The sequence below is a fragment of the Bradyrhizobium genosp. A genome (assembly GCF_049949275.1).
Lineage (GTDB): Bacteria > Pseudomonadota > Alphaproteobacteria > Rhizobiales > Xanthobacteraceae > Bradyrhizobium.
This window is the reverse complement of record NZ_CP188196.1, coordinates 4,522,442-4,547,768: the sequence shown is the minus strand read 5'-3', so window position 1 is coordinate 4,547,768 and position 25,327 is coordinate 4,522,442. Positions and strand designations below refer to the sequence as shown.

The following is a 25,327-nucleotide window of genomic DNA, read 5'->3' as shown; positions in this document are numbered from 1 at the left end:
CGCGCCGCATCCAGCTATCGCGGCGCCAAACCCGCGAGATGGCCGATCAGCCGATCGATCTCGGCTTCCGTGTTGTAGTAATGCGGCGAGGCGCGCACCAGCGGCGGCAGCGCGCGGACTTCGGCATCGATGCGGGTGCTCGCGGGATCTGAAGCGCCGATCGTGATGCCGGCCGCGGCGGCGCTGCGGACGATCGCGTCCGCCTCATGCCCCTGCATCGTGAAGCTGACGATCGCGCCCGGCGCACGGCCGAGGTCGCGGATGGTGATGCCGCTGATAGCGCCGATACCGTTGCGGAGACGGTCCGCCAGCAGGCAACAGCGCTGCTCGATCGGGCCGAGGCCGATTGCAAGGGCGTAGTCGACGGCCGCACCGAGGCCGAGCCGGGCGGCGTAATTGTTCTCCCAGGTCTCGAACCGGCGGGCATCGTCGCGGAGCTGATAGTGGTCCCGCGAGACCCAGGGCGCCGCAAAGTGGTCGATCATCGGCGGCTCGAGCCGTTGCAGCAGTGGCCTGCGGACGTAAAGAAAGCCGGTACCGCGCGGGCCGCGCAGGAATTTGCGCCCCGTGGCCGAGAGCATGTCGCAACCGATCGCTTCGACGTCGACCTGCATCTGGCCGACCGCCTGGCAGGCGTCGAGCAGATAGGGAATGCCGCGTGCGCGCGCGATTCTGCCGATGGCTGCGGCGGGATTGACGAGCCCGCCATTGGTCGGGACCCAGGTGATGGCGATCAGCTTCACCCGGTCATCGATCATGCGTTCGAGCGCCTCGATGTCGAGCTCGCCGGTGGCGTCGCTCGGCACCACGTCGATGACGGCGCCGGTGCGCCTGGCGACCTGCAGGAATGCGACATAGTTGGCGGCATATTCCGCCTCGGCGGTCAGGATCCGGTCGCCGGAGCGAAACGGCAGCGCGTAGAACGCCATCTGCCAGGCAACGGTCGCGTTCTCCAAGAGCGCGATCTCGTCCGGCGCGGCATTCAGCAGTCGCGCCACCGAGCCGTAGACCGCATCAAGCCGGTCCGACTCGCGATCGGCGGCGGCATAGCCTCCGATCTCGCTCTCCAGATCGATATGCTGCTTCATCGCCGCGACGACGGTGAGGGGCATGAGGGCGGCGCCGGCATTGTGCAGGTAGGCAAGCCGGGACACAGCTGGCGTATCGGCCCGTATTCGCTCGATGTCGATCACCCGCGCCTCCGCGTCTCGCAAATCCTGCGCATGAATTAGACGTGCTCAAGAACGCGAGCAAGATGGCGGGTCTTGAGGAACGAAGCCAGGCCTCGGCTCAAATGCAGAGGCTGAGCAGCTTGATGTGGCAGTTGCTCGCTTTGGGCTTGCTGGTCGGTGTGGTGTCGCGTTTCACGGCGACAAGCGGCTCCGTGTCTTTCCTGCCCTTACCCTTCTTCGGCTCGTAGTCGCCGGCAATCACCATCGCCCAATAGGTGCGCTTGCCGCTGGCGTTCTTCGCGCTCGCGATCCCGACGCGGGAGGCGTTGTGCAGCAGCAGGTTCTTGCGGTGCCCGGAGGAATCGATCCACTGTCCCAGCGTTTTCTCGAAGTTGTCGTAACCGTAGGCGATATTTTCAGCGGCACGGCCTGCGCCGGCCGGTGCGATGCGCCTGTTGAACGGACCGAGCGTTTCGTGGCTGAGATCATCCTTGACCGCCATTGCCCGGGCCTGGTCCATCGCGATGCGGTCGAGGATTGTATCGCGTACGACGCGGCCCTCACCATGTTTCAGCCGGAAGCCGGAGATCTGCTCGGCCGGGGACTCGGCCATCGCGGGCGCAGCCGCCAGCAGCAGGCCAGCGATCAGGCCGCCAACCACACGATACATCAACGTCCCCCGAGTGCCCATGACCCCGTCATGCCCGAATTGTCAGCTGCTTCTCTATCGCCAATGTGGACGCTTCAAGGCAGTGTCTGCGCTAGCTCGTCGGCAGGTCCGCTTCGAAATTGAAGCGGTCGCGCAGGTTCTTGCGCTGCTCCAGGATGTCCTTGAGGAAGGCGCGGTCCTGGTCGTTCTTCATCATCGGCTCGATCAGGTCGAGCTGGTTCATGGCGACCAGTTGCAGGATCTCGGTGCGCGGCTTGCCGCTGGTGTCGCGTGGCAGCGCGTGGACGACCTGGATGTGTTCCGGCGGCTTTGGCCCCTTGGCGGCAGTGAGCTCGTTGCGGAGCTGGCCTTCAAGCGCGGCCTGATCCGCCTCCACGAACGCATAGAGCCCAACGCCCGAGCGGCGGTCGGCAAAGGCGACGATGGCGGTATCACGGACGGCGGGGTTTTGGCGGATCAACTCGGCCAGCACCGGCGCGTCATTGACGAGACGGCGGCCGCCGCCCTCGCGGTCGGTGAAGTTGAAGATGCCGCGGGTGATCGCGCGGTAGACCTTCTTTCCGGTGGCGAGCCACAGGCTCGCGGCGAACGACTTCTTCGCGAGAATCTTTCGCTCGCGCGGCGTCAGCGCCTCGGGCGCGTAGGAACGCTTGTGCTTGAGCAGATGCCGGAGGTCTTCGTAGGCGAGGATGCGATAGAGGCGGCCGCGCCGGTTGAAGCAGGCCGCGAGCTGGAAGTCGGTCACATAGGCGCGCCCATCGCGGCCGACCAGCCAGTTCTGTTCCTTGGCGAGATCGTTGTGGCAGATGCCGGCGCGGCGCAGCCTTCGCAGCGCCTCCTTGGCCGAGCGGAAATAGGCGAGATCGCCATGGGGTTTTGCCAGATGCAGCGCGACGCCGTCGACGAAGCCGCGCACAAGAGCGCGGCGGCCGGCCCAGAGCAATTCAGGGCCGACATTGAGGCCTTTGGCGAGCGCCAGCGCGTGCTTCTCGCGCGCGAACAGATGACGCGCCAGCAGGAACGACCACCACGGCACTTCATCGAGCCGTCGCAGCACCGCGTCGACCTCGCCACTGTCAGCGCGGAAGCGGCCGCGCTCGACAGTCGAGAACACATCGCGCTTGAGCAGCACGCCCTCGGTCCAGCGCGCCGAGAGCACCGCGGCGTCGTCTTTCGGGAGACTCATCGAAAACTCACGCGGCTGCGGCAATGCGCAAATGATCGGCGATCCAGCGATCGAGATCGGCGAGCGCCAATGCGCTCATCGCCTGCTTCTTGGCCACCGACTTCTCGTTGCCCCGCAGCCGCGTGCCGTCGGGCTTCTTCGTCGGTATGGTCGCAAGCGGCGGGAACAGGCCGAAATTGATGTTCATCGGCTGGAACGATCGGGTGCCCGGCTCGATGGTCTCGATGTGGCCGCCGGTGATATGGCCGAGCAGCGATCCGAGCGCTGTCGTGCCGGGCGGGTTCGCCAGCGTCTCGCCGCGCGCATCGGCCGCCGCATAGAGGCCGGCGATCAGGCCGACGCTGGCGGATTCCACGTAGCCTTCGCAGCCCGTCATCTGGCCGGCGAAGCGCAGCCGCGGCTGAGCGCGCAGGCGCAACTGGCTGTCGAGCAGCTTTGGCGAATTGAGGAAGGTGTTGCGATGCAGGCCGCCGAGGCGGGCGAATTCAGCTTTCTCCAGCCCGGGAATGGTGCGGAAGATGCGCTGCTGTTCGCCATATTTCAGTTTCGTCTGGAAGCCGACGATATTGTAGAGCGTGCCGAGCTTGTTGTCCTGGCGCAGCTGCACGACCGCATAGGCTTTCGTAGTGGGATCGTGCGGGTTGGTGAGGCCGACCGGCTTCATCGGACCGTGACGCAGCGTTTCGGGGCCGCGCTCCGCCATCACCTCGATCGGCAGACAACCGTCGAAATAGGGCGTGGTGGTCTCCCATTCCTTGAACTCGGTCTTTTCGCCTGAGACCAGCGCGGCGACGAAGCCCTCATACTGCTCCTTGGTCATCGGGCAATTGACGTAGTCGGCGCCGTTGCCCCCGGGACCGACCTTGTCGTAGCGCGACTGGAACCAGGCCACCGACATGTCGATGGATTCGCGGTGCACGATTGGCGCGATCGCATCGAAGAAGGCGAGCGCGTTCTCGTCGGTCAGCTCGCGGATGGCATCCGCCAGCGGCGCGGAGGTGAGGGGGCCGGTCGCGACGATCACGTTGCTCCACTCGGCCGGCGGCAGGCCTTTGATCTCGCCGCGGGCGATCTCGATCAGGGGATGGTCGTTCAGCGCCTTGGTGACGGCGGCCGAGAAGCCGTCGCGGTCGACGGCGAGCGCGCCGCCCGCGGGGACCTGGTTGGCATCGGCCGCGCGCATGATCAGCGAACCGAGGCGGCGCATCTCGGCATGGAGCAGGCCGACTGCGTTGTTGGCAGCGTCGTCCGAGCGGAATGAATTGGAGCAGACGAGCTCGGCGAGCCCGTCGGTGCGGTGCGCCTCGGTCATGCGGTCCGGCCGCATCTCGTGCAGCACCACGGGCACGCCTGATTTCGCCACCTGCCAGGCGGCTTCGGAACCGGCAAGGCCAGCGCCGATGACGTGCACGATATTGGATAGGGGTCCTGTCATGGGGCGGACAGGTAGCGCTTTTCGGCGGCCAGTGGAATCGCCGAGATCGAGTTTTCTGCCACCGGATGCGACAACGCCCGCACGAGGCGGGCGCTATCGGTTGGTCCGGTTAAGGGCTGAACGATATCAGCCCTGATACTGACCGGCGGCAACGCGCGGGATGTCCGAGCGATCGAGGCCGATGTCGGCCAGTTCGCGATCGCTGAGCTGGGACAGCTCGGCAACATTGCGCTGATAGTCCCGGAAAGCCTGGATCATGCGGATGAGCGAGAGCAGCATTGGTAGTCTCCTGTAGTTCGATTCAGCCCTTGCCCGGGCGTCATCGTTGAAATGAATATAGGTGAGAGTAGTGCAGTGCGAAAGTTCCGATGTTGCGATGCAGCTAAGTGAAGAACGCATAGCTTCGGTAAGGGATGATTAACCTGTTGGCAGTCCCGCCCAAGGGCTAGGCGAAACTCCTTAGATGATACGATAAGTGCCCGTGAAATCACGGGTTTTACCGATCAACTGGCGGTTCCGATTGTTGTGAAAATAAGTTACGTTCTCGTGACATGCAAGGCGCCTGGCCAGCTTGTGCGCCCAAGTCCGGCATGCGTGATTCGCATGAATCGATATTTGTAAATATGAACATTAATTCATATGTTTATCGAGCAACACATCTTCTCTGGAACGAGGGAGAGGCCCTGGAATCGCTCAGGCAAGCTTCAGGCAGTTCGCAGTGATGCTGTTCCAATGATGCGCTGCACACGCCGAGCGTGCAGACCCTGATTACAAAGTTGTAATGAAAATCAGAAACTTCGCATGCGGCTCTGCGCGGCGCGCAACATCACGCAATTCTCGCGGGGAATTTATTGCGGCAAGTTGCCGCGTGAGCAGCAAAGTCATGTTGCAGATTCCGGCAATGTCGCTGGCTCTGTCCCAAGAACAAGAGAAGGAAAGTAACATGACGAAGTTACTCGGGGTTATCGCAATTGCCGCCGTCGCATTCGCCGTCGCGCCGGCCCAGGCCGCCAAGCACAGCTTGGGCGGCTGCAGCGGGGCCAATCTGGAAAAGACGGAGACCGCGGTCGAGAACATGGCTGACGGCGACGGCAAGTTCGTTGCTGAGAAGGAGGTCACGGCTGCGCAGGACGCGATGCTCAACGGCAAAATGGGTGCGTGTGGCATGCACCTGAACAAGGCGATGCAAGCCACCATGGGCAAGTAAACGGGCAAGTAAACGGGCAGGTAAACGCAATCCAAGAGAGGGCCGGTCGCGAGGCGATCGGCCCTACGCGTTTTGTGTCTGGGCGTGCCTTAAGGGGCGTGGGCGAGCTGGGTGGCAAAATAGGCCACCGTCTTGGAATAGACCTCGCTCTTGTTCCACTGCTGGAGCACCGCGAAGTTCGGGCTGCCTGGCTGCCAATCCTTACCCTTCTGCCAGCCATAGCCCGCGAGATAGTTCGCCGTTGAGGCCAGCACGTCGGGTGCGTTGTGCAAGAGGTCGCGCTTGCCGTTGCCGTCGAAATCGACGGCGTATTTCATCCAGGACGACGGCATGAACTGGGTCTGGCCGAGTTCGCCGGCCCAGGCGCCCTTCATGTCGGCGGGCGCGAGATCGCCGCGCTGGACGATGCGCAGCGCATCCATCAACTCGCCGCGAAACTGCTCGGCGCGCCGGCAATCATAGGCCAGCGTCGCCAGTGAGCGGATCGTCGCGAACTTGCCGGTGTTGACGCCGAAATCGGTCTCGAGACCCCAGATCGCGACCAGGATCTCGCCCGGTACGCCATACGTCTGCTCGATGCGCGACAGCACCGAGCCGTACTGCTTCATCATGTTGGAGCCGCGTGTCATCCGCGGTGGCACCATGCGACCGGAAAACTCTTCGAAGGTCTGGGTGAAGACCTTTTGCGATTTGTCACGGTTCAGCACGCTTTGGTCGAGCGTGACGCCGGCAAGCCCGGCGGCGATCGCCTGTTGTGAGATGCCCTTGGCCGCGGCCTCGGTTTTGAAGTCGGCGAGCCAGGCATCGAAATTGCCTGAACCGCAGGCGACCGCAGCGAGCGTTGGTTCGGCGGACAGGATTGACGCGGAGAGGGCGAGGGCTGCGAGAGCGAGACGAGAAATCGTCAGGGTCATTCGAGTAAATTGATTCCGTGAAGTGGCATGACCGGCGGCGGCAATCTCGATTGTAACAGCGGCCAAAGCAAGGCGTATGACAGCAGCCGACCCCGCCCGCGACCCGGACGGGATCGGCTGTAACGAGATTGTCAGGCAGTTCTCCTATTCCCTATTCCGCCACGGGAAGAGATTGGCGGGGAAATCGGCCGCCGGCTTGCGCGGACGCTGCGGCGGAGGCGGCACCGGCCGTGCGCCGGGCTCGGAGACGATGACCTTGCGGTAGAGATGCCATGTGGCGTGGCCGAGCAGGGGAATGACGACGGCGAGCCCGAGGAACGCGGGGATTGTTCCGAGCGCCAGCAGCACCGCCACGATCAGGCCCCAGGCCGCCATCGGCACCGGGTTTTTGGCGACGACGCGCAGCGAGGTGACCATCGCGTCCAGAGCGCCGGCATGGCGGTCGAGCATCAGCGGGAATGATACGGCGCTGATGCAGAGCGCGGCGAGCGCAAACAGGAAGCCCGTGCCGCAGCCGATCACGATCAGCCACCAGCCTTGAGAGGTCGTCAGCACGCGCGTCACGAAATCCGAGATTCCGCTGACGCCTTCATAGCCGAATGCAGCAACATAGATCGCCTGTGCGGTCGCGACCCAGGTCACGAACAGCGCGAGCAGCAGCGTGCCGAGGCCGAGCATCGCGCCGAAGGAGGGCGAGCGAAGCACATCCATGGCATCCCAGGCGCTGGCCTCTTCATAGCGTTCGCGACGGCTCGAGAGCTCATAGAGGCCGAGTGCTGCGAACGGGCCGATCAGGGCGAAGCCCGCGGCCAGCGGAAACAGCAGCGGCATTACTGAATAGCCCATTGCGACGCGCGCGATCACGAGGCCGAGCACCGGATAGATCACGCAGAGGATGATGGCGTGGCTCGGAACCGCCTTGAAATCTTCCCAACCGCGCTTGAGCGCGTCGTGCAGGTCGGAAAGTTGGATGGTTCGGATCACCGGTCCAGCCGCATCCGCGGTCTGGCCCGTTGTAGGAACATTGCCCGGATAGAGTGTGGCCATGGTCGACTTGCTCCCTTGCCATGCAGCCGAATTCGGCGCCGACAACGGCGCAAGCGGCCGCCTTTCTGAGTTTTGCGAGTCCAACCAGACGCGAATTCCGGATGGCATCGCGAGCTGAACCAGAAGCGTACGCCGATTTCCGAGTCCTGTCGCTCACGCCTGGGTGAGATTCGTTGCCGCAGTGCAACCTCGATGACGTCATCCGGTCGTCATTTCGCCGTAGATAAGCTCATGCTGGCTGCGGTTCGCGGAACTTCGCGGGCGCAACGACGTAACTTCGTCTATAAGTGCCCACTCAGGGCCTTCCAACGGGATCCTTTTCGGGGAGCAGACATGAGTATTTTCGGGAAAATCATGGGCGCAATCTTCGGTAGCCATCCGGCGTCCGCTGCGCCCACCGGCGGCGCACCCGCGGGCAGCGCGCCCGCAGGGACCGCGCCGGGCGGATCGGCGCCAGCGTCTGCGCCGGCTGCCGCGCCTGCGGCAACGGTGGATGTCGCTGCGATCGTCGATGCGGCCGTCGCCGCGCACAAGGGCGAGAAGCTGGAATGGCGCACGTCGATCGTCGACCTCATGAAGGCGCTCGACGTCGATTCGAGCCTTGCTGCGCGCAAGGATCTCGCTAAGGAGCTCGGCTACACCGGCGACATGAACGACTCCGCCAGCATGAACGTCTGGCTGCACAAGCAGGTGATGTCCAAGCTCGCCGCCAATGGCGGCAAGCTGCCCCCTGAAATCAAGCACTGACCGGCGAGCATCGGTCGACGCGGGGGCCTGCGATCTCGCGGGCCCTTTTGCGTTCAGGCAACGAGATCTGCATCCTCTGGATGCTTGTCGAGATAATCGGCGACAAAACCGCAGCCCGCGATCACCTTCCTGCCGTTGCGGCGGATCAGATCGAGCGCGCCCTTGATCAGCTCGGAGGCAATGCCGCGGCCGCGCAGCGCGCGCGGCGTCTCGGTGTGGGTGATGATGATGGCCGACGGCGTCAGCCGGTAATCGGCGAAGGCCAGCTCGCTGCCAACGTCGAGCTCGAAGCGGCTCCTGTCCTTGTTGTCGCGTACCGATGCCGCCATGCCTGATCCTTCCGAAGCGATGCTTATTCCCTGATCTAGACACCCGAACCCTGCCTTGCCAAGGCGCGACCAAGGGAGGTTGCCGCAGGTGAGATATCTGCAACATGCGTGTCCAGCTCAGTCTCATGGCGCTGTAGCGCGAAAGATTCCTCCCCGGTACCCTTGCAGCTTCCGCTCCGGTTCCCACGTCCTTGATCAGACATACGCCCGAATGCGGCCGGCAGGTCGCCGGAGATTCGGAAGTCGTGAATGCCAGCCGCAGACGTATGCCTCTTGCTTATAGGAGGTTACGATGTCGGACTTTGGTTTCTTGAATACTCACCGAACATGGGAAGACTGGTGCGGCATGGTGCTCGGCGCGCTGATCGTCGTGTCGCCCTGGTTTCCCATCTATGAGGAGGCGGTGACGGCCGGACATCAGACGCTCATCCTGAATACGGTCGCGATCGGCCTTGTTGTATTTTGCCTCAGCCAGCTCGAATATGTGGCACTGCAACGCTGGCAAGAGGTGATCACGCTCCTGGTCGGGCTGTGGCTCGTCGTCTCGCCCTACGTCCTCGGCTACTCCGGCGCTGGCTTTCTCCGTGTCTATCACACGAGCCTCGGCGCCGTGGTTGTGCTGCTCGCAGTGCTTCAGCTCTGGCAGGACTGGGGGGCAAGTGACGAGGACATGCTCAAGCATGGGCGATAGGCCGTAGATATCGGCAGGCCCACCGGACGAATGACCGGTGGGCCTGCACTCTCTATTTCTCCACCAGGTCGGCATACTCCGGATGCTTCTCGATCCACGCCTTCACGAACGGGCATTCCGGGATCACTTTCAGGCCGGCCGCGCGGACCTGGTCGAGCGCGCCTTGCACCAGCTTTGAGCCGACGCCTTTGCCGCCGAGCTCCCTCGGCACGTCGGTATGCACGAAGGTGATGACATTGCCGTCGAGCTTGTAATGCTCGGTCGCGAGGTGGCCCTCCACCTCGAGTTCGTAACGGTGGTGCGCCTTGTTGTTGATCACGTCGCTCATGAAGTCTCCGGTCAGCTCTTCAGTGCGTCCGTCAGCATCTTGCGGATCGACCAGGCCTCGCCCTCGGAGGAGCCCTTGATGTCGTCGATCTTCCAGCTGTTGGCTTCGCGCACGAAGTCGTAATGCACGATCTGGTCGGCGGGTTTGCGGTCGTTGCGGTGGCCGGTGATAGTCACCGCGAGCGTCGCCTTGTCGGCCTCCGTCTTCTCCGCGTCAACCTTGAACGACTTCACGTCGGGTTCCTGCGAGTTGGTGACGGGATCGAAATCGATCGGCCCGACATCGCCCTTCGGCGTATGCGCATCCGCCTTGGCCCATAGCACAACCAGCGCCTTGGAGAGATATTTTGCTTTCGCCGCCTTGTTCTCGGTGACGAAGGCGGCGCCGCCATCGCCCTTGCCCTTGGCAGCGCGGGTGTAGATCGCAGCCAGAATGGTGGCGGGATCGTTGGGAGCGGGCGCTTGAGCGAAGGCGGGCGTGGTGGCGGCGAAGATGGAGGTGGCAATGAGGCTGCGGCGGGTGAGCATGGATCGTCCCTGAGATGATGGCACGCGACCATAGGCCGAAATGGCCGTGTCAGTGCGGTATCTCAGTAGACCGAAGCACGCACGGTTCGGTTCAATCGGCCGCCTTGGCGAGGCGCGAATCTTCGGGCTGAGGTTTTGCGGGGAGGCAGCCCTGGCAGATGACGAGCGAGCGATTGACCCTGGCATCCTGCTCGGCCTCGATGCCGTCCTGGGCCTGCCACCATTCCTTCGAATAGGGCTGCAGCCCGGCTTGCGCTTTGGCGCGCTCGGACGCGGCAGCACGCAAGGCGCGCGATGGTTCGGCAGCGGAATGAGGCCGGTTCGGATCCTCGCCTGCGCCATCCCAAGCATAGCGCGCGGGCCTGAAGGTGGGATCGGATGCCAGATGGGCTTGCGGGGCCACAGCACATCCGGCGAGCGCCAGCGTGAGCAGGAGAACGACGGGCGCTTTGACCATGATGCAGCACTCTGTACGCAGATACTGGCTAAGGTTGCCTCGATCATGTTTAAGATTCCTTGAACGCGCGCATGGATGCCCCCCTGATCGTGGCCTTGCGACGCCGCTCTTGATGGCGATAAATTGGCTGCAATGAGCGGGCGGCTTGCGTGCCGTCTGCCGTCGAAGAGGAAGCCCGATGCAGCCGCTCCGCATGTCCCGTCGCGTGATGAATCTCGCTTATATGCTGACCCAGAATGCGCGGCGGCATGGATCGCGTCCCGGTTTTGTCTGGGGCGACAAATCCTGGACCTGGCGTGAGATCGATGCGCAGGTCTCGGCGCTGGCCGCGGCGCTTGATGCGCGCGGCATCGCCAAGGGCGACCGCATCCTCGTCCATTCCAAGAATGGCGACGAGATGTTCCTCTCGATGTACGCCGCGTTCCGGCTCGGCGCGGTCTGGGTGCCCACCAATTTCCGCCTGATGCCGGATGAGGTGGCCTATCTCGCACAGGCTTCCGGCGCGAAGGCATTTTTGTGCCATGTCGATTTTCCCGAGCACGCTGCGGCCGTGAACGGCGGCGCGCTGGAATTCATCTGGAGCATCGACGGCAAGGCATCCTTTGGCGAGACGTCGGTAGCAGATGCCATCGCATCGCAAGCCGGAGCAGTGGTCGCCAACGTCCCGGTCGAGCACGACGATCCCTGCTGGTTCTTCTTCACCTCCGGCACCACCGGCCGCTCCAAGGCTGCGGTGCTGACCCACGGCCAGATGGGTTTTGTCGTCACCAACCATCTTGCCGATTTGACGCCGGGGGTGACGGAAGCCGATGCATCGCTGGTGGTGGCGCCGCTGTCGCATGGCGCCGGCGTGCATCAGCTGGTGCAGACCGCGCGCGGCGTCTGCACCGTGCTGCTGCCGACCGAGAAATTCGACATCGATGAGGCGTTCCGCCTGATCGAGGCGCATCGGGTCGGCAATCTCTTCACCGTGCCGACGATTCTGAAAATGATGGTCGAGCACCCCGCCGCCGACAAATACGATCACTCCTCGCTGCGTCACGTCATCTATGCCGGCGCGCCGATGTATCGCGAGGACCAGAAGGCTGCGCTCAAGAAACTCGGCAAGGTCATCGTGCAATATTTCGGTCTCGGCGAGGTCACCGGCAACATCACCGTGCTGCCGGCGGCGCTGCACGACCCCGAGGACGGCCCGCATGCCAAGATCGGCACCTGTGGGTTCGAGCGGACCGGCATGCAGGTCTCGATCCAAGACGACGAGGGCCGCGAGCTCAAGGCGAACCAGAGCGGCGAGATCTGCGTGATCGGGCCTGCGGTGCTCGCCGGCTATTACGACAATCCCGAGGCCAATGCGAAGGCGTTCCGCAACGGCTGGTTCCGCACCGGCGACCTCGGCCACATGGACGAGGAGGGATTCGTCTACATCACCGGCCGCGCGTCGGACATGTACATCTCCGGCGGCTCCAACATCTATCCGCGCGAGATCGAGGAGAAGATATTGACGCATCCTTCGGTCGGTGAAGTCGCGGTGCTCGGCGTGCCCGATGCGACCTGGGGCGAGGTCGGCGTCGCGGTCTGCGTTGCGCGCGATGGCGAGAAGCCGGTGAGCGAAGCGGAGATGGCGGCGTTCCTGTCGCCGAAGGTGCCGCGCTACAAGATGCCGAAGCGGTTCTACTTCTGGGAGTCCTTGCCGAAATCCGGCTATGGCAAGGTGCCGAAACGCATGGTGCGCGACGAGCTCGAGGCGCGCGGGCTGCTCGATCTCGACAAGACCAAGACAGGCTGAGCGCGGGGCATGCGGATAATCAAGCAGCCGGGCGCGCCCGTCACTGAGCGTATCCAATGGGTGGAGGCGATGGGGCGCGCCTTTTCGTTCACGCTTCAAGCGGGCCTGCCGCTGCTCGAAGCCGCGCGCCGCGGTTTTGCCGCGGAGGGATTTGCCGGCGGCGTGCTGAATTTCGGCCGCGGCGCGCTCGGGCCGTTCGGCTATGTGATGCCGGCGCTGTCGAACACCGGCGAGAATGCGGCGTTCTACAGCGACACGTATCGGCCCGCAAGCGTGACGCACACCAGGCTCGGCAGCATGACGCTCGGTATGCGCGACGGCGCGCCGTTCTATCATTGCCACGGGTTGTGGACCGAGGCGGATGGCAAGGCGAGCGGCGGCCACATGCTGCCGGACGAGACTGTTGTCGCCGAGCCGTTCGAGGTCCAGGCCTTCGGCGTTGACGGCGCGATGTTCACCGCCGAGCCAGATCCCGAGACCAATTTCAAGCTGTTCGGGCCGGTCGTCTCCGCGAGCACCGGTGCGCGCACGACCAGCCGCGCCTTTGCGCTGCGGCTGCGCCCCAATCAGGATTTTGCCATTTGCCTCGAAGCCTTCTGCCGGACGCACGGCATCGCGCGCGCGAAAATTCACGGCGGCGTCGGCTCGACCATCGGCGCGCGCTTCACCCATGGCGGCGTGACCGAGCCGTTTGCCACGGAGCTGGCGACAACCGCCGGGACGATTGCGCCGGGTGCGTCCGGCGCACTCGAAGCTGCGCTCGACGTCGCCCTGATTGACTACACCGGCGGCATCGCCGAGGGCCGCCTGGTCCGCGGCGACAATCCCGTGCTGATGACGATGGAGCTGGTGCTGGAAGTGCTGTCCTAGGGCATGACCGGGGCTTGTGACATCCCACAGATGCCACTTCCATGCGGTTCTTGTTCTTGATATGTTCCGGCGCGGAATTCCGTTGGGACCGAGCGGGGGCAGGAACATGAGCCGTACACGACGCCGTCAGACCACGCTGCGTGCGCCCTATCTCAGGCGCGTCTGGCTCGACCGCGCGCGGGTCGAGGACTGGGAGGCTTATCCGTTCTGCCTTCCCGTGTTCAGGGACGAGTTCGACCACAGCTTCGACGCCGCGGTGACGATCATCGTTGGCGAAAACGGCACCGGGAAATCGACCATTCTCGAGGGCATTGCGGGAATGGCCGGATTCGCCAGCACGGGCGGCCGCAAGGGTTTTCAGGAGATCGACGGCGGCGGTCTCGAAATCACCGGCGAAGAGCTGTCGTCTGCTCTGCGGGCTGCGTGGGTCCCGAAGGTGACGGATGGTTGGTTCTTTCGGGCCGAGACGTTCTTTTCTGTGGCGCGCTATCTGGACCGCTCGGCCGTGGATGCGGCGCACGCGATGGAAGGCGTGTTTGGTGCGAGCGTTCAGGAGGCGCCGGACTATCTCTCCTTCCCATGGCGAGGGCTTTCTGGTGTTCTTCGAGGAGCGCTGCCAGAAGCAGGGCATCTACATTTTCGACGAACCTGAATCCGCGCTGTCGCCGGCGCGGCAGATGGACTTCCTCAAGCTGCTGCATCGCATGGATCTCTCCGGCAATTGCCAGGTCATCATGGCAACCCATGCGCCGCTCCTGATGGCCTATCCCAATGCACAGCTGCTGCGGCTGGGTAAATACGGCCTCGAGCCGACAACGGTTGAGCAGACGGATCATTACCGGGTGATGCGGGAATTCTGCGCCGACCCGCGCGGTTTCGTTGAGGCGACGCTGGCGGAATAGGCGAGGGACGCAATCTCTCCATTCGTCATTGCGCGATCACCATGGGCTGGCGCGCATTTTCGCCATGGCCAAATAGGTCGATTCACTGAAGCCTGATGTCCCCGAGCTCGATCCCTGAAAGAGGTCGAGCACGGGCGAATAGGTCTGACTGGCGTTCCTCGCGTCATACATGGCCGAGAATCGGCTCAGCAGCTTTGCAACTTTCGTGGGATCCCCGAGATCTTTGAGATTGAGGTATTTTTCCACGATCTTGGCCTGCTGATCGATCTGCATCGAAGCCATCTGGTCAGGCAAATCATAGGTGGTCCTGAACACCTCCGAAAGCGCCTTGTCGGCAAGGATGTCGTAGGCGGACGTGATGTGTCCCGCCATGCGCTGGAAATACAGCGCCAGACGCACGCCGGGATTCGTATCGCCCTGCTGCTGCTCCAGGCTTTGCTCGAGATAGTTCTTTTGCGTTGCCAGAAATTGGTCGCGCTTTTGCGGACCCAACATCGGAAGACGCGCGACGTTGCCCTTGCTGTCAAAATTGAACGACGCCGCGATCTCGGCAAAACGAGGGTCGCTCTCCGTGTTTGCGAAGCTCTTGGGATCGTTCAGATCAGAGGCGAAGATCTTCTTGAGATAGGCGGTGCTCACCTTCTCGGGCTGCAATCCCTTGGCGACAAGAATGAAATCAACCATCTTCCTGTTTGCGAGCAGGTCGGAAACGCTCTTGATGTCGCCTATCGACTGTTGATAGTCCGTCGCGTCTTTCTGGGCTTGAGCCTTGATTTTTGCCTGGTCCTGCGTACTGGCAAATTTCAGTTTCGCAATGATGTAGTTCTTCGCGATATCGAGGATTTCAGCCGAATCCTGGGCCGCCAGGGGTGTGGTCAGATTGCCTTTTGCGTCAAAGTTGAACGAGCGCGCGAGCTTGACGTATCGATCGTCCTTGAGCGTGTAGACGTAGCTCTTGGGGTCGTTGAGGTCGCTTTCGAGAACAGCCTTCACGGTGGACTGTGAGACTTGTGTGGGATCGAGGCCGACGGCCGCCAGTGCAAAATTATACGCGCCTGGCGTGGATACGAGCGTCTGGAGTGACGTCACCTTGGGGATGAAGGCTCTGAATTGCCCGATGACCAGGGCTTCCTGCAACGGGCTTGCCGCCGAATAGACAGCCGACTTGCTGTCGTCGAAGCTCTGGGTCGTGCGTGCGAGGTTTGCAGCGGTCTGCGCTGGTGTCCCCGGTGGAAGCGACCCGTCGGATGAAAACTCGAACGCGCCGGCCAGGTTCATGAACCGGCCGGTCGTCGCGATGGCGTCGTTGGTGCTGGATATGCTGGTCACGGCCGACTGCAGGCGATATCTTTCGACCAGTATCTGCACATTCAGCTGATTGACATCAGCGCCGGGCTGCGACAGTTGCGTCGTGTAGTCGGCTATCTTCGAGCTGGCGTCGGTTGCATCCGATTTGGCTTGAGCAAGCTGGGCGTTCAGGCCATTCAGCTGAGATGAGAAGGTGACATTGACGTAGCTGTTCGGATCGGATGGATCGCTGGACAAGACCTGCTTGATCGTGTCACGCGGCCACTTGCTTTGATCGATCCCGAATGCCGAGGCGACATAGTTGCGAAGGCGATCGTCGTTGAGAAGCTGGTCGGCACTGGTCACGCCGCCAATGGTGGCATTGTAGTAATTCGTGTCGGCGGCAACGGCATCGACGTTGCTCTTCATGGCTGCCGTGTACAGCCCGATGATATCGTCGGTCTGGTTGCCCGATTGCGCAACCTTCGTTTGACCGCCACCGAAGGAAAACGCCGCGGCAAAGTCCCGGTAACGCTTGTCGATCAGCGTGTTGGCAAAGCTCCTTGAGTCCGAGAGGTTGCTCTGCAGCACTTTCTTCATGAACGCCTTGGCGTAGGCCATGTCTTCCAGGCCATAGGCTTTCGTGACGTAGTGATACAGCCGATAATCATTCATCAGATCGTCGACGGTGTGCACCTTGCCGATGTTGGCTTTGTAATAGGCGGCGTCGCGCGAGACGTCCGATTGCTGCGCCACCCGCGTCAGGGTCTGTGCGAGATTGCGCGCGACGTAGCTATAGCCAAAATAGGTGGACACCATGGGGAACTCCTGAAGGCTCGGCGGGTCCTGGACGTCCGTCAATCATTGCCGGGTCGCAAGGCAGGGGCTGGCCTCATGCCAGCAGACAGAAACATTGTTACAATTCATTGCTGCGATTCTGGGCGACAACTTTAGGTGTCGCTTGCGTCCAAGCGCCGCATCGTATGGATCTCTCCGGCAAGCCTCCCGCAAGCAAGACGTGCGTAAGATTCATCGCCCCATTGGCATCTGCAATCGCGGACACGCTTTCACGTCCTCGCGGCACGTTGTGTCCGAGCTTTGCGGCAGTTGCCGCCCTCGAAAGTGCCGAGGGCGCAGGGAAGGCCGGGTGCCGGCTGGCACCCGCGGTCCGCTGTGCGCAATTGCGCTGGAAGCGATTGCACAGCGGCATACAGGTGAAGCCAAACATCCGGCCTTCCCTGCGCAGTGGTTTGACGGCTTATGTCGCGCTCTCCCCGGGGAGCGATGCACTATTGCCCCCGTCGCCTTGTAGATCGCTGACGCGCGCGCCCGGTTGGGCCACACGCATCACCGCAAGACTTGGCGCACAGACCCCGGGCGCCAGGACCACACGATTTTGCCGTACGCGGACTGCACCGGTCGTGTGCGCGAGATGATCGCTCACGGAGTGACCCGCCCTGCAACCACCTTCGCGCCGACGCAGCCCGCGCCCACCACATCCCACCCGCGTGTCGTGACGATCGCGATACGCCCCTCGGACCGGTTGGGATGGTTTCTTATACGTTAATCCGAAATTCGAATAAAGAGAAATATCTTTGCCGGCGGTGGTTGACCTTGTCGTGGGTGTTTCGCCCGCCGGTTAACGCAACAGGTGGTGGGTGGCGCGAGCCCGCAGCGCAAGCCGCCGGCCGGGTCGAGGGCGGCGGCGCGCCTTCGAACCGGATGTCGCGCCCCGCCGACAGATGCTCTATCCAGAAGAGATTGGCGCCGGACATACGGGCGATTGGGAGATTTTCGTAATGGATAGATGGGTCGAGCTTGCGGTATCCTGGGTGCCATTCCTGGTGCTGATCGCCCTGTGGTTCTGGTTTTCGCGGCGGCACGGAATGCAGGCACGCGGATCGTCCGGCACGACCATGATTGAACTCTACGAGCAGCAGGTCGCCGAGACCCGTCGGATGAACGGATTCCTGGAGCGGATCGCGCTGTCATTGGAGAAGCACGAGGCGTCCGCCGGCAGCTAGGCTGGGGTTGAATCCCTGACGCCGCTCAGCAAGGCCGGTGCGATGTCGCCGATGCGCTCGAACACGAGGTCGGGGCCGCGCGCTCGCAGCGCGGCCGGCGCCGCATAGCCCCAACTGACCGCTCCACACGCGATACCCACCGCGCGCGCCGCTTCGATATCGCGAATCTCGTCGCCGATCGCGATCACACGGTCGGCGTCCACGCCTGCGCGCCGGATAGCGCGGCGGAATTTCGCGGGCTTGCCGAACAACGAGGCAGCGCAGTCGAAATGCGAGAACAGTGCGGCGGCTTCGCCGAGCTTTTGCCGCGCATTGACCTCGCTGTCCGACGTCACCAGCGCGAGCTGCACGCCGTTCTCGGCCAGCGTCCGCAACATCGCTTCGGCGCCCGCAAACAGCGAAATCTCCGCCGCCGCGTCTCCCTTCAGCCGCCGCGCATGCCGCGCAATCGCCGGCAGCTTCCACACGGGCACCTCGAGTCGGCTGAGGATCTCGCGCGTCGAGGCATGCCGCAGCCCCTCGACATCCTCATCCCGCACGTGGCGAAAGCCAAAGCGATCAGCGACATCGTTGATGGTGCGCAGGAACCAGGGGAAGCTGTCGACCAGCGTACCGTCGAGGTCGAAGATGGCGAGGAGGTAGGGCATGGAGGAGAGTGGGCACCGCGGGCGATACGCTGACAGATGCAGTCGGAGATGCTATGTTACCTGCGAAGAGGTGGCAGATGTCGGAGCTACTGGCAAGGATTACGGTCGACCCGCAGCGAATGCATGGACGCCCGTGCATTCGCGACCTGCGCATCACGGTTGCCGACGTCCTGGGACTGTTGTCCGCGGGGCAGTCGCGCGAGAGCATTCTCGAAGATTATCCGTACCTGGAAGAGACCGATATCGACGCGGTGCTCGCCTATGCTGCCCGTCAGGTCGACCATCCGATCATAGCGGCGAAATAGCTTGCTTTACCTGATCGATGCCCAGCTGCCACCAGCACTCGCGGAAGCTATGCGTCGAGCCGGATACGATGCGACCCATGTCGCCGAGGTCGGGATGGCGAATGCGACCGATGGGACGATCTGGAGCGAGGCTATTTCTCGATCAGCCGTTCTCGTCACCAAGGATCGTGATTTCTCTCTGCTGCGCGCCGCAAAGCGTCAGGGACCGATTGTGCTTTGGGTCCGGGTCGGCAATATCGACAATCGGGCGCTGATCCGCCAGTTTCTGGGCGTCATGCCGCAAATTGTTGAAGCCGTCGCGCGGGGCGAGGCGGTTATTGAATTCGTGGGCAGTTAGCAGGACTCACCGCAGCTTGCGCACGTGAACATTGATGTCGAGATCGATGTTGCTGACGCAAGTCTGGGAGGTTCGATGCGAGCCACCCTCATGCCAGCGGCCATCGCGTGCCCGGGCGGCGCTGACATTGGCCAGCTTCAGGCATCGCCATTGCGGCAACGGTCCGCTGCTTTCGCCGGCAAATTGCCAGGCGAGCACGGCCTCCTCACCGCTTCTGTTGGTGCCGATGATATGCGGGCAAAGCTCGCGATGGCGGCCCTCGTAGACGCAGGTCACTTGCTGTTCGGCGAGGATGGCGTTGCGGAAGAGTGTATAGGCTCGGCCGGGCATCGTGGACACTCGCAGGTTTAGTCCCGAAAGTCCCACGGACGAGACCATCGAACCTTTATTCGGCCGCCTCGCTCGCCGCGCGCCCGCGCTTCGGCTTCCTTGCCTTCTTCAGCACCGGCTCCAGGAACTTGCCGGTATAGCTCCGCTGCGCCTTCACGATGTCTTCCGGCGGGCCCCAGGCGACGATCTCGCCGCCGCCGTCGCCGCCTTCGGGGCCGAGGTCGATGACCCAGTCTGCGGTCTTGATGACTTCGAGATTGTGCTCGATGACGACGACCGTGTTGCCCTGCGCGACCAGCTCGTGCAGCACCTCCAGGAGCTTCTTGACGTCGTGGAAGTGCAGGCCGGTGGTCGGCTCGTCCAGGATGTAGAGCGTGCGGCCGGTGGCGCGCTTGGACAGCTCCTTGGCCAGCTTGACGCGCTGGGCTTCACCGCCCGACAGGGTCGTGGCCTGCTGGCCGACATGGATATAGTCGAGGCCGACGCGGTGCAGGGTCTGGAAGGTCTCGCGCACGCGCGGCACCGCCTTGAAGAACTCGGCGGCTTCCTCGACGGTCATGTCGAGCACGTCGGCGATGCTCTTGCCCTTGAACAGGACCTCCAGCGTCTCGCGGTTGTAGCGCTTGCCCTTGCAGACGTCGCAGGTGACGTAGACGTCGGGCAGGAAGTGCATCTCGATCTTGATGACGCCGTCGCCCTGGCAGGCCTCGCAGCGGCCGCCCTTGACGTTGAAGGAGAAGCGGCCGGGCTCGTAGCCGCGCGCCTTGGCTTCGGGCAGGCCGGCGAACCACTCGCGGATCGGCGTGAAGGCGCCGGTATAGGTCGCGGGGTTGGAGCGCGGCGTGCGGCCGATTGGCGACTGGTCGATGTCGATGATCTTGTCGATATGCTCGAGACCCTCGATGCGGTCGTGCGGGGCGGCGCCTTCGCTGGCGTTGTTCAGCTTGCGCGCGATGGCCTTGTAGAGCGTGTCGATCAGGAGCGTCGACTTGCCGCCGCCCGACACGCCGGTGACCGCGGTGAACAGGCCGAGCGGAATCTCCGCCGTGACGTTCTTGAGGTTATTGCCGCGGGCGTTCACCACCTTGATGGTGCGGCGATGGTTCGGCGGACGCCGCTCCGGCACCTCGACCTCGAGCTCGCCGGTGAGATATTTGCCGGTGAGCGATTTCGGGTTGCGCATGATCTCGGCGGGCGTGCCTTCGGCGATGATGTTGCCGCCATGCATGCCGGCGCCGGGGCCGATGTCGAGCACGTGGTCGGCCAGCAGAATGGCGTCCTCGTCATGCTCGACCACGATCACGGTGTTGCCGAGGTCGCGAAGCCGCTTGAGGGTGTCGAGCAGGCGCGCGTTATCGCGCTGGTGCAGACCGATCGAAGGCTCGTCCAGCACGTAGAGCACGCCCGTCAGGCCCGAGCCGATCTGCGAGGCCAGGCGGATGCGCTGGCTCTCGCCGCCGGACAGCGTGCCGGAGGAGCGGGAGAGGGTGAGATAGTTGAGGCCGACGTCGAGCAGGAAGGTGAGGCGCTCACGGATTTCCTTGAGGATGCGCCCGGCAATCTCGTTCTGCTGCGCGTTCAGCGCCTCCGGTACGGTCTCGAACCACGCGCCGGCGTTCTTGACCGACAGCTCCGAGATCTCGCCGATATGCTTGCCGCCGATTTTGACGCAGAGCGCCTCGGGCTTCAGCCGGAAACCGTTGCAGGCGCCGCAGGGCACGTCGTGGAAATATTTCGCCAGCTCCTCGCGCGCCCACTCGCTCTCGGTTTCGCGGTAGCGGCGGTTGATGTTGGTGATGACGCCCTCGAACGGCTTCTTGGTGTCGTAGGAACGGACGCCGTCCTCGTAGGAGAACTTGATCTCGTCCTCGCCGGAGCCATGGAGGATCGCGTCTCTCGTCTTCTTCGGCAGATCCTTCCACTTGGTGGTCAGCGTGAACTTGTAGTGCTTGCCGAGCGCGGTCAGCGTCTGCGTGTAATAGGGCGACGACGATTTGGCCCAGGGCGCGATCGCGCCCTTGCCGATCGCGAGCTCCTTGTCGGGGATGACGAGGTCTTCGTCGACATGCTGCTCGACGCCGAGGCCGCCGCAGGCCGGGCACGCGCCATAGGGGTTGTTGAACGAGAACAGCCGCGGCTCGACCTCGGGGATGGTGAAGCCGGACACCGGACAGGCGAACTTTTCCGAGAACAGGATCCGCTCGGGGCCGCTCTTGTCATGGATTTTTGCGGTCTTCTTCTTCTCCTCGACAGGCGCAGCCGTCGCCGCCGCGTCGGCGAATTCGACCACGGCGAGGCCCTCGGCGAGCTTCAGCGCGGTCTCAAAACTTTCGGCGAGGCGCTGGCCGATGTCCGCGCGCACCACGATGCGGTCGACGACGACGTCGATGTCGTGCGGGAATTTCTTGTCGAGCGTCGGCGCTTCCGCAAGCTCATGGAAGGTGCCGTCGATCTTGACGCGCTGAAAGCCCTTCTTGAGCCATTCGGCGAGCTCCTTGCGATACTCGCCCTTGCGGCCGCGCACGACCGGCGCAAGCAGATAGAGGCGCGTGCCTTCGGGCAGCGCGAGCACGCGGTCGACCATCTGCGAGACGGTCTGGCTCTCGATCGGAAGTCCCGTGGCTGGCGAATAGGGCACGCCGACGCGCGCCCAGAGCAGGCGCATGTAGTCGTAGATCTCCGTCACCGTGCCGACGGTGGAGCGCGGGTTCTTCGACGTCGTCTTCTGCTCGATCGAGATTGCCGGCGAGAGGCCGTCGATCTGGTCGACATCGGGCTTCTGCATCATCTCCAGGAACTGGCGGGCATAGGCCGAGAGCGACTCGACATAGCGGCGCTGGCCTTCCGCGTAGATGGTGTCGAAGGCGAGCGAGGATTTGCCGGAGCCTGATAGCCCCGTGAACACCACGAGCTTGTCGCGGGGAATCTCGACGTCGATGTTCTTGAGGTTGTGCTCGCGCGCGCCGCGGATCGTAATTGCGCGCAGGCTCGAGCCCGCGTTCTGCTGTTGGCGCTTCGCCTTGATCACTTCATCCATCCGAGTTGCCCTCAAGGAATCCCAAAGGTGCGCGATCGCGCCAACGTACAAGGCGCGCTTCGCCCGGAACCGGGATCGGCGCCGATGGGGTTGTCGGCGAACGTAGGAAGAACGGAGACGGATTTCCAGAGGGACTTGCGAATCGTCAACGGATTGTTGGCGCGCTGGCGGGACTTGGCAGCAGGGGTCTTGGCAGCAGGTCTGGCAGCAGCTGCATCGTCCGGAACAAGCGAAGGGCCAGCGCGATGCCGGCCCTTCGTTCACCTTTGACTGCAGACCTTGGGGAATCCGCAGATGGGGAGGACCTTGGAGGGAGTCCTCTGGAGTTCGTAGCTGGCTCAGTATTTGGCGACGACCGGGCCGCCCCAGCGGTAGTTGACGCGGATCAGCCCGATATCGACATCCTGGCCAATCCGCTCGGTGCGTCCCGGCGGAACGAGGATGGCGCTGGCGAGATCGCCGCCGTGATGGCCGAGGAACAAATGGTCGTACTCACCGCCGACCGACCAGTTCTCCGCAAAGGCGTATTCCACGCCGAAGCCCGCGCTGTAGCCCCAGCGGGTCTGGCTGAGCGTGTTGGACACGACGCCGACGCCCGGAATGAACTCGTCGTATTTGTCGTGCGCGACAGCGGCGCCGGCCTTGCCGTAGAACAGCAGGCTGTTCACGGTGTAGCCGAGCTGGCCGGTGAACAGACCAAAGCTGTCGATACTGGTCCGGTTGTTCAGAGGCGCGTGCACCAGGCTGACATTGTTGCCTTTGAAGTCGGCCCAGTTGCCCTGGCCTTCCACGCCGAGAACCCAATGCGTCTTCTGCCAGCGATAGCCGAGCTGGGCACCGACCGTGCCGCCGCTGGCATTGTGGCAGCCTTCGCTGACGGCCGGATTGATCGGAACACCGCCGGCGGCAACAACGCTCCAGCAGGCATGGCCGAGACCGCCGCCGCCATTGATGCCGCCGTAGACGCCGGTCCATTCGAGGACGGAAGCCGGCACCACCGGCGCCTTATAGAGCGGGAGGTCCGCGGCACCGGCCGGCGCGGCTGCGCCGAGTGCGAACAAGCCGACCGCGGCCAGCGCCAACGTCTTCATGTCAGATCCCCAACTCGCCCAAGCAATTCGCGAGCGCCATCTGCGCGCCCTACGATTCCTTGACGGTTCGGCACGACGGACCGCGAAAACAAAAAGGCCGGCACAAGGCCGGCCTTTCGTAACGCGATGGCGTTGAGACGTAGCTCGGTAATTGACTTAGTACTTGGCGACGACCGGACCGTTGAAGTGATAGTTCACGCCGACCTGCACGGTGTGGAAGTTGACCGTGCCGGAAGCCACGGGAACGCCGATGCCACCGAAATAGGTCTGGCTGCTGAGGCTGCGATAGAGGTACTCGCCCTTGACCGACCACTGCGGCGCGAAGAACGCCTCGACGCCGGCGCCAACGGTCCAGCCGGAGTGCCACTTGCTGTCGGAGAGGGTCACGCCGAGCGTGCTGACGCTGATCTTGTTGTCTATCCAGGCGTAGCCGCCAGTGCCATAGAACAGGACGTTGTTGACGGCCCAGCCGATGCGGCCGCGCACGGTGCCGAGCGCGTCGGTCTTAGAGCTGGTGGTGACTGGAATACCGAGAACCGAAGCGGTCATCGAGGCGTTGACGTCAGCCCAGGAACCATCGGCCTCAATGCCGAACACGACGTTGCCGGTCTGCCAGTTGTAGCCGGCGGTGCCGCCGACGAAGCCACCCTTCATCTTCGGGTCACCAGAGGCGGCTTCCCAAGCGCCGCCGCCGACGATACCGAGGTAGAAGCCGGTCCAGTTGTAGACCGAAGCCACGGCCACCGGAGCCTTGGTGTAGGGGCGAGCCGCCAGATCGGCAGCCGAAGCGGCGCCAGTGACGGCGAGCAGACAGGCCGAAGCCAAGAAAATCTTCTTCATATTCAACAAATCCCAGTCCCAGTTTCTGTTTTTGTGCCTTCCGTGCGTTCAGAAGGACATCGGACGCTGTGGTCCAACTGATGACGTGCTTACACCATTGAAGCCGCAAGTTGTGTCTCCGGAAAGTCACAACGGACGCAAAATGTAACACTCGCTGACCTATGATTCCCATCGGGAACCCGCAACAAAAAGGCCGGCGCGAGGCCGGCCTTCGATTCTCGAATGAGTCCAGACGGATATCAGTATTTTGCGATAACGGGGCCGCCAAAGCGATAGTTCACGCGGATCAGGCCGATATCGACGTCCTGGCCGATGCGCTCAGAGCGTGTGGCGGCGCCGGCTGGGGCGATCAGGAAGTTGCCAGAACCGGTGAAGCCAAGGGTGCGGTTGCCGAGGAAGAGGTGATCGTACTCGAAGCCGACCGTCCAGTTCGGCGCGAATCCGATTTCGACGCCTGCGCCCACGGTACCGCCCCAACGGGTCTCATTGGCCCGGTCGAACTCAAGGCCGGTGACGACGTCGTAGCTCCGGTAGCGGTCACTCACGACCGCGCCGCCGCCCTTCACGTAGACCAGCACGTTGTTCCAGGCGTAACCGACCTGACCGGTGATCAAACCGAACGAATTGATCTTGGACCGATCGCGAAGGCCCGTGCCGATAAAGGTCGTGCTGACATTGTCGCCGGAGAAGTCAGCCCAGTTGCCCTGGCCTTCGAGACCGAAGACCCAATTGGCGGATTGCCAGCGATAACCGACCTGACCACCGACCGTGCCGCCGGTGGCGTTGTGACAACCCTCGCGGACCAAAACGCCGGTTACGGGAGTGACAAAGTCCCAGCATTTGTGGGTCGATCCGCCGCCGCCGTTGATGCCGATGTAGAAGCCGCTCCAGTCGTAGATGGTGGCGATCATCGGCGCAGGCGCCTTGGTGTAAGGACGGGCGGCAAGATCCGCCGCGCTCGCGGGAGCGGACAGGCCAAACGCAACGATACCAATTGTGCTGAATAGAACTTTCTTCATTGCAGTCTCCCCAGTGTCGTCCGCTTCAGAAGTCCCCCGAGGCGGTCAATCAGGCGCGACGCCCATAAGAATTAAATTCCGAGGTCATCGTAGCCTCACTTGGACGTAAAGTCCGTCTCCGGAATGCAACACTCGCGGGCTA

The 25,327-nt window shown here is 63.2% G+C and carries 26 protein-coding genes and 1 pseudogene; 9 read left to right on the top strand and 18 right to left on the bottom strand.

The features are described 5' to 3' along the window. Positions 1-14 precede the first annotated feature (14 nt). From ACP2YP_RS21125 to ACP2YP_RS21105, 5 genes are all read right to left on the bottom strand, one after another. A complete protein-coding gene (locus ACP2YP_RS21125; RefSeq protein ID WP_426418294.1) occupies positions 15-1,193 on the bottom strand; it encodes an aminotransferase class V-fold PLP-dependent enzyme in 1,179 nt (392 codons plus the stop codon). 97 nt (positions 1,194-1,290) lie between these two features. Continuing rightward, positions 1,291-1,842, bottom strand: a complete 552-nt coding sequence (locus tag ACP2YP_RS21120) for a CAP domain-containing protein (RefSeq protein WP_426418293.1) — start codon at positions 1,840-1,842, stop codon at positions 1,291-1,293. 91 nt (positions 1,843-1,933) lie between these two features. After that, positions 1,934-3,028, bottom strand: a complete 1,095-nt coding sequence (locus ACP2YP_RS21115; RefSeq protein ID WP_426418292.1) for a serine/threonine protein kinase — start codon at positions 3,026-3,028, stop codon at positions 1,934-1,936. 7 nt (positions 3,029-3,035) lie between these two features. Beyond that, positions 3,036-4,463, bottom strand: a complete 1,428-nt coding sequence (gene trmFO / locus ACP2YP_RS21110; RefSeq protein WP_426418291.1) for a methylenetetrahydrofolate--tRNA-(uracil(54)-C(5))-methyltransferase (FADH(2)-oxidizing) TrmFO — start codon at positions 4,461-4,463, stop codon at positions 3,036-3,038. A gap of 126 nt (positions 4,464-4,589) precedes the next feature. After that, positions 4,590-4,742, bottom strand: a complete 153-nt coding sequence (locus ACP2YP_RS21105; RefSeq protein ID WP_007590701.1) for a DUF1127 domain-containing protein — start codon at positions 4,740-4,742, stop codon at positions 4,590-4,592. Positions 4,743-5,346: 604 nt separating this feature from the next. Here ACP2YP_RS21105 and ACP2YP_RS21100 point away from each other — a divergent pair. Continuing rightward, on the top strand, positions 5,347-5,670 hold the full coding sequence (locus ACP2YP_RS21100) for a hypothetical protein (RefSeq protein ID WP_426418290.1): 324 nt from the start codon (positions 5,347-5,349) through the stop codon (positions 5,668-5,670). An 89-nt stretch (positions 5,671-5,759) separates the two neighbouring features. Here the strand turns inward: ACP2YP_RS21100 and ACP2YP_RS21095 are convergent, their stop codons facing one another. Together ACP2YP_RS21095 and ACP2YP_RS21090 are read right to left on the bottom strand one after the other, a co-directional pair. After that, positions 5,760-6,584 carry a lytic murein transglycosylase gene (locus tag ACP2YP_RS21095; RefSeq protein WP_426418289.1) on the bottom strand — a complete coding sequence of 275 codons (825 nt, stop codon included), beginning with the start codon at positions 6,582-6,584 and terminating at the stop codon, positions 5,760-5,762. 144 nt (positions 6,585-6,728) lie between these two features. After that, complete coding sequence (locus tag ACP2YP_RS21090; RefSeq protein ID WP_426418288.1) at positions 6,729-7,631, bottom strand: DUF2189 domain-containing protein; 903 nt, start codon at positions 7,629-7,631, stop codon at positions 6,729-6,731. A 333-nt stretch (positions 7,632-7,964) separates the two neighbouring features. On the opposite strand from ACP2YP_RS21090, the gene ACP2YP_RS21085 reads away from it, so the two are divergent. Further along, a complete protein-coding gene (locus ACP2YP_RS21085) occupies positions 7,965-8,378 on the top strand; it encodes a DUF3597 domain-containing protein (protein WP_426418287.1) in 414 nt (137 codons plus the stop codon). A 53-nt stretch (positions 8,379-8,431) separates the two neighbouring features. Here the strand turns inward: ACP2YP_RS21085 and ACP2YP_RS21080 are convergent, their stop codons facing one another. Next, on the bottom strand, positions 8,432-8,707 hold the full coding sequence (locus ACP2YP_RS21080) for a GNAT family N-acetyltransferase (RefSeq protein ID WP_426418286.1): 276 nt from the start codon (positions 8,705-8,707) through the stop codon (positions 8,432-8,434). A gap of 292 nt (positions 8,708-8,999) precedes the next feature. Here ACP2YP_RS21080 and ACP2YP_RS21075 point away from each other — a divergent pair, with 292 nt between their 5' ends. Beyond that, positions 9,000-9,398 carry an SPW repeat domain-containing protein gene (locus ACP2YP_RS21075; protein ID WP_426418285.1) on the top strand — a complete coding sequence of 133 codons (399 nt, stop codon included), beginning with the start codon at positions 9,000-9,002 and terminating at the stop codon, positions 9,396-9,398. Between the two features lie 52 nt (positions 9,399-9,450). Here the strand turns inward: ACP2YP_RS21075 and ACP2YP_RS21070 are convergent, their stop codons facing one another. From ACP2YP_RS21070 to ACP2YP_RS21060, 3 genes are all read right to left on the bottom strand, one after another. Further along, positions 9,451-9,726: a GNAT family N-acetyltransferase gene (locus ACP2YP_RS21070; RefSeq protein ID WP_426418284.1), complete on the bottom strand. Its 276-nt coding sequence runs from the start codon at positions 9,724-9,726 to the stop codon at positions 9,451-9,453. 11 nt (positions 9,727-9,737) lie between these two features. Beyond that, positions 9,738-10,253 carry a DUF3828 domain-containing protein gene (locus tag ACP2YP_RS21065; RefSeq protein WP_426418283.1) on the bottom strand — a complete coding sequence of 172 codons (516 nt, stop codon included), beginning with the start codon at positions 10,251-10,253 and terminating at the stop codon, positions 9,738-9,740. A 91-nt stretch (positions 10,254-10,344) separates the two neighbouring features. Next, positions 10,345-10,710, bottom strand: coding sequence for a hypothetical protein (locus ACP2YP_RS21060; protein ID WP_426418282.1), 366 nt, complete (start codon positions 10,708-10,710; stop codon positions 10,345-10,347). Between the two features lie 178 nt (positions 10,711-10,888). Between ACP2YP_RS21060 and ACP2YP_RS21055 the strand changes: the two genes are divergently transcribed. From ACP2YP_RS21055 to ACP2YP_RS21045, 3 genes and pseudogenes are all read left to right on the top strand, one after another. Then, positions 10,889-12,496 (top strand): acyl-CoA synthetase, encoded by a 1,608-nt coding sequence (locus tag ACP2YP_RS21055; protein ID WP_426418281.1) that lies wholly within the window; start codon positions 10,889-10,891, stop codon positions 12,494-12,496. A 9-nt stretch (positions 12,497-12,505) separates the two neighbouring features. Beyond that, complete coding sequence (locus ACP2YP_RS21050; RefSeq protein WP_426418280.1) at positions 12,506-13,366, top strand: PCC domain-containing protein; 861 nt, start codon at positions 12,506-12,508, stop codon at positions 13,364-13,366. A 106-nt stretch (positions 13,367-13,472) separates the two neighbouring features. Then, positions 13,473-14,268: pseudogene (locus tag ACP2YP_RS21045) on the top strand (AAA family ATPase). 36 nt (positions 14,269-14,304) lie between these two features. Here ACP2YP_RS21045 and ACP2YP_RS21040 read toward each other — a convergent pair. Further along, positions 14,305-16,374, bottom strand: a complete 2,070-nt coding sequence (locus ACP2YP_RS21040; RefSeq protein ID WP_426418279.1) for a DUF1217 domain-containing protein — start codon at positions 16,372-16,374, stop codon at positions 14,305-14,307. Between the two features lie 980 nt (positions 16,375-17,354). Between ACP2YP_RS21040 and ACP2YP_RS21035 the strand changes: the two genes are divergently transcribed. Further along, positions 17,355-17,579 (top strand): hypothetical protein, encoded by a 225-nt coding sequence (locus tag ACP2YP_RS21035; RefSeq protein WP_426418278.1) that lies wholly within the window; start codon positions 17,355-17,357, stop codon positions 17,577-17,579. Here ACP2YP_RS21035 and ACP2YP_RS21030 read toward each other — a convergent pair. Next, positions 17,576-18,226: an HAD-IA family hydrolase gene (locus tag ACP2YP_RS21030; protein ID WP_426418277.1), complete on the bottom strand. Its 651-nt coding sequence runs from the start codon at positions 18,224-18,226 to the stop codon at positions 17,576-17,578. The genes ACP2YP_RS21035 and ACP2YP_RS21030 overlap by 4 nt on opposite strands. A gap of 77 nt (positions 18,227-18,303) precedes the next feature. Between ACP2YP_RS21030 and ACP2YP_RS21025 the strand changes: the two genes are divergently transcribed. Then, positions 18,304-18,531, top strand: coding sequence for a DUF433 domain-containing protein (locus tag ACP2YP_RS21025; RefSeq protein WP_426418276.1), 228 nt, complete (start codon positions 18,304-18,306; stop codon positions 18,529-18,531). A gap of 1 nt (position 18,532) precedes the next feature. Beyond that, positions 18,533-18,868 (top strand): DUF5615 family PIN-like protein, encoded by a 336-nt coding sequence (locus tag ACP2YP_RS21020; RefSeq protein ID WP_426418275.1) that lies wholly within the window; start codon positions 18,533-18,535, stop codon positions 18,866-18,868. Between the two features lie 6 nt (positions 18,869-18,874). On the opposite strand, the gene ACP2YP_RS21015 is transcribed toward ACP2YP_RS21020, so the two are convergent. From ACP2YP_RS21015 to ACP2YP_RS20995, 5 genes are all read right to left on the bottom strand, one after another. Further along, positions 18,875-19,198 carry a hypothetical protein gene (locus ACP2YP_RS21015; RefSeq protein ID WP_426418274.1) on the bottom strand — a complete coding sequence of 108 codons (324 nt, stop codon included), beginning with the start codon at positions 19,196-19,198 and terminating at the stop codon, positions 18,875-18,877. Between the two features lie 55 nt (positions 19,199-19,253). Then, positions 19,254-22,235, bottom strand: coding sequence for an excinuclease ABC subunit UvrA (gene uvrA / locus ACP2YP_RS21010; RefSeq protein WP_426418273.1), 2,982 nt, complete (start codon positions 22,233-22,235; stop codon positions 19,254-19,256). A gap of 338 nt (positions 22,236-22,573) precedes the next feature. Further along, on the bottom strand, positions 22,574-23,326 hold the full coding sequence (locus ACP2YP_RS21005) for an outer membrane protein (RefSeq protein WP_426418272.1): 753 nt from the start codon (positions 23,324-23,326) through the stop codon (positions 22,574-22,576). Between the two features lie 156 nt (positions 23,327-23,482). Continuing rightward, positions 23,483-24,166, bottom strand: coding sequence for an outer membrane protein (locus ACP2YP_RS21000; RefSeq protein ID WP_426418271.1), 684 nt, complete (start codon positions 24,164-24,166; stop codon positions 23,483-23,485). A gap of 239 nt (positions 24,167-24,405) precedes the next feature. Continuing rightward, positions 24,406-25,185, bottom strand: coding sequence for an outer membrane protein (locus ACP2YP_RS20995; protein WP_426418270.1), 780 nt, complete (start codon positions 25,183-25,185; stop codon positions 24,406-24,408). Between the last annotated feature and the right edge of the window lie 142 nt (positions 25,186-25,327).

Bases quoted from the DNA above. Each gene is read 5' to 3' on its own strand.
- ACP2YP_RS21120 (WP_426418293.1), bottom strand. From the start codon at position 1,842: ATGTATCGTGTGGTTGGCGGCCTGATCGCTGGCCTGCTGCTGGCGGCT.
- ACP2YP_RS21115 (WP_426418292.1), bottom strand. From the start codon at position 3,028: ATGAGTCTCCCGAAAGACGACGCCGCGGTGCTCTCGGCGCGCTGGACC.
- trmFO (WP_426418291.1), bottom strand. From the start codon at position 4,463: ATGACAGGACCCCTATCCAATATCGTGCACGTCATCGGCGCTGGCCTT.
- ACP2YP_RS21105 (WP_007590701.1), bottom strand. From the start codon at position 4,742: ATGCTGCTCTCGCTCATCCGCATGATCCAGGCTTTCCGGGACTATCAG.
- ACP2YP_RS21100 (WP_426418290.1), top strand. From the start codon at position 5,347: ATGTTGCAGATTCCGGCAATGTCGCTGGCTCTGTCCCAAGAACAAGAG.
- ACP2YP_RS21095 (WP_426418289.1), bottom strand. From the start codon at position 6,584: ATGACCCTGACGATTTCTCGTCTCGCTCTCGCAGCCCTCGCCCTCTCC.
- ACP2YP_RS21090 (WP_426418288.1), bottom strand. From the start codon at position 7,631: ATGGCCACACTCTATCCGGGCAATGTTCCTACAACGGGCCAGACCGCG.
- ACP2YP_RS21085 (WP_426418287.1), top strand. From the start codon at position 7,965: ATGAGTATTTTCGGGAAAATCATGGGCGCAATCTTCGGTAGCCATCCG.
- ACP2YP_RS21080 (WP_426418286.1), bottom strand. From the start codon at position 8,707: ATGGCGGCATCGGTACGCGACAACAAGGACAGGAGCCGCTTCGAGCTC.
- ACP2YP_RS21075 (WP_426418285.1), top strand. From the start codon at position 9,000: ATGTCGGACTTTGGTTTCTTGAATACTCACCGAACATGGGAAGACTGG.
- ACP2YP_RS21070 (WP_426418284.1), bottom strand. From the start codon at position 9,726: ATGAGCGACGTGATCAACAACAAGGCGCACCACCGTTACGAACTCGAG.
- ACP2YP_RS21065 (WP_426418283.1), bottom strand. From the start codon at position 10,253: ATGCTCACCCGCCGCAGCCTCATTGCCACCTCCATCTTCGCCGCCACC.
- ACP2YP_RS21060 (WP_426418282.1), bottom strand. From the start codon at position 10,710: ATGGTCAAAGCGCCCGTCGTTCTCCTGCTCACGCTGGCGCTCGCCGGA.
- ACP2YP_RS21055 (WP_426418281.1), top strand. From the start codon at position 10,889: ATGCAGCCGCTCCGCATGTCCCGTCGCGTGATGAATCTCGCTTATATG.
- ACP2YP_RS21050 (WP_426418280.1), top strand. From the start codon at position 12,506: ATGCGGATAATCAAGCAGCCGGGCGCGCCCGTCACTGAGCGTATCCAA.
- ACP2YP_RS21040 (WP_426418279.1), bottom strand. From the start codon at position 16,374: ATGGTGTCCACCTATTTTGGCTATAGCTACGTCGCGCGCAATCTCGCA.
- ACP2YP_RS21035 (WP_426418278.1), top strand. From the start codon at position 17,355: ATGGATAGATGGGTCGAGCTTGCGGTATCCTGGGTGCCATTCCTGGTG.
- ACP2YP_RS21030 (WP_426418277.1), bottom strand. From the start codon at position 18,226: ATGCCCTACCTCCTCGCCATCTTCGACCTCGACGGTACGCTGGTCGAC.
- ACP2YP_RS21025 (WP_426418276.1), top strand. From the start codon at position 18,304: ATGTCGGAGCTACTGGCAAGGATTACGGTCGACCCGCAGCGAATGCAT.
- ACP2YP_RS21015 (WP_426418274.1), bottom strand. From the start codon at position 19,198: ATGCCCGGCCGAGCCTATACACTCTTCCGCAACGCCATCCTCGCCGAA.
- uvrA (WP_426418273.1), bottom strand. From the start codon at position 22,235: ATGGATGAAGTGATCAAGGCGAAGCGCCAACAGCAGAACGCGGGCTCG.
- ACP2YP_RS21005 (WP_426418272.1), bottom strand. From the start codon at position 23,326: ATGAAGACGTTGGCGCTGGCCGCGGTCGGCTTGTTCGCACTCGGCGCA.
- ACP2YP_RS21000 (WP_426418271.1), bottom strand. From the start codon at position 24,166: ATGAAGAAGATTTTCTTGGCTTCGGCCTGTCTGCTCGCCGTCACTGGC.
- ACP2YP_RS20995 (WP_426418270.1), bottom strand. From the start codon at position 25,185: ATGAAGAAAGTTCTATTCAGCACAATTGGTATCGTTGCGTTTGGCCTG.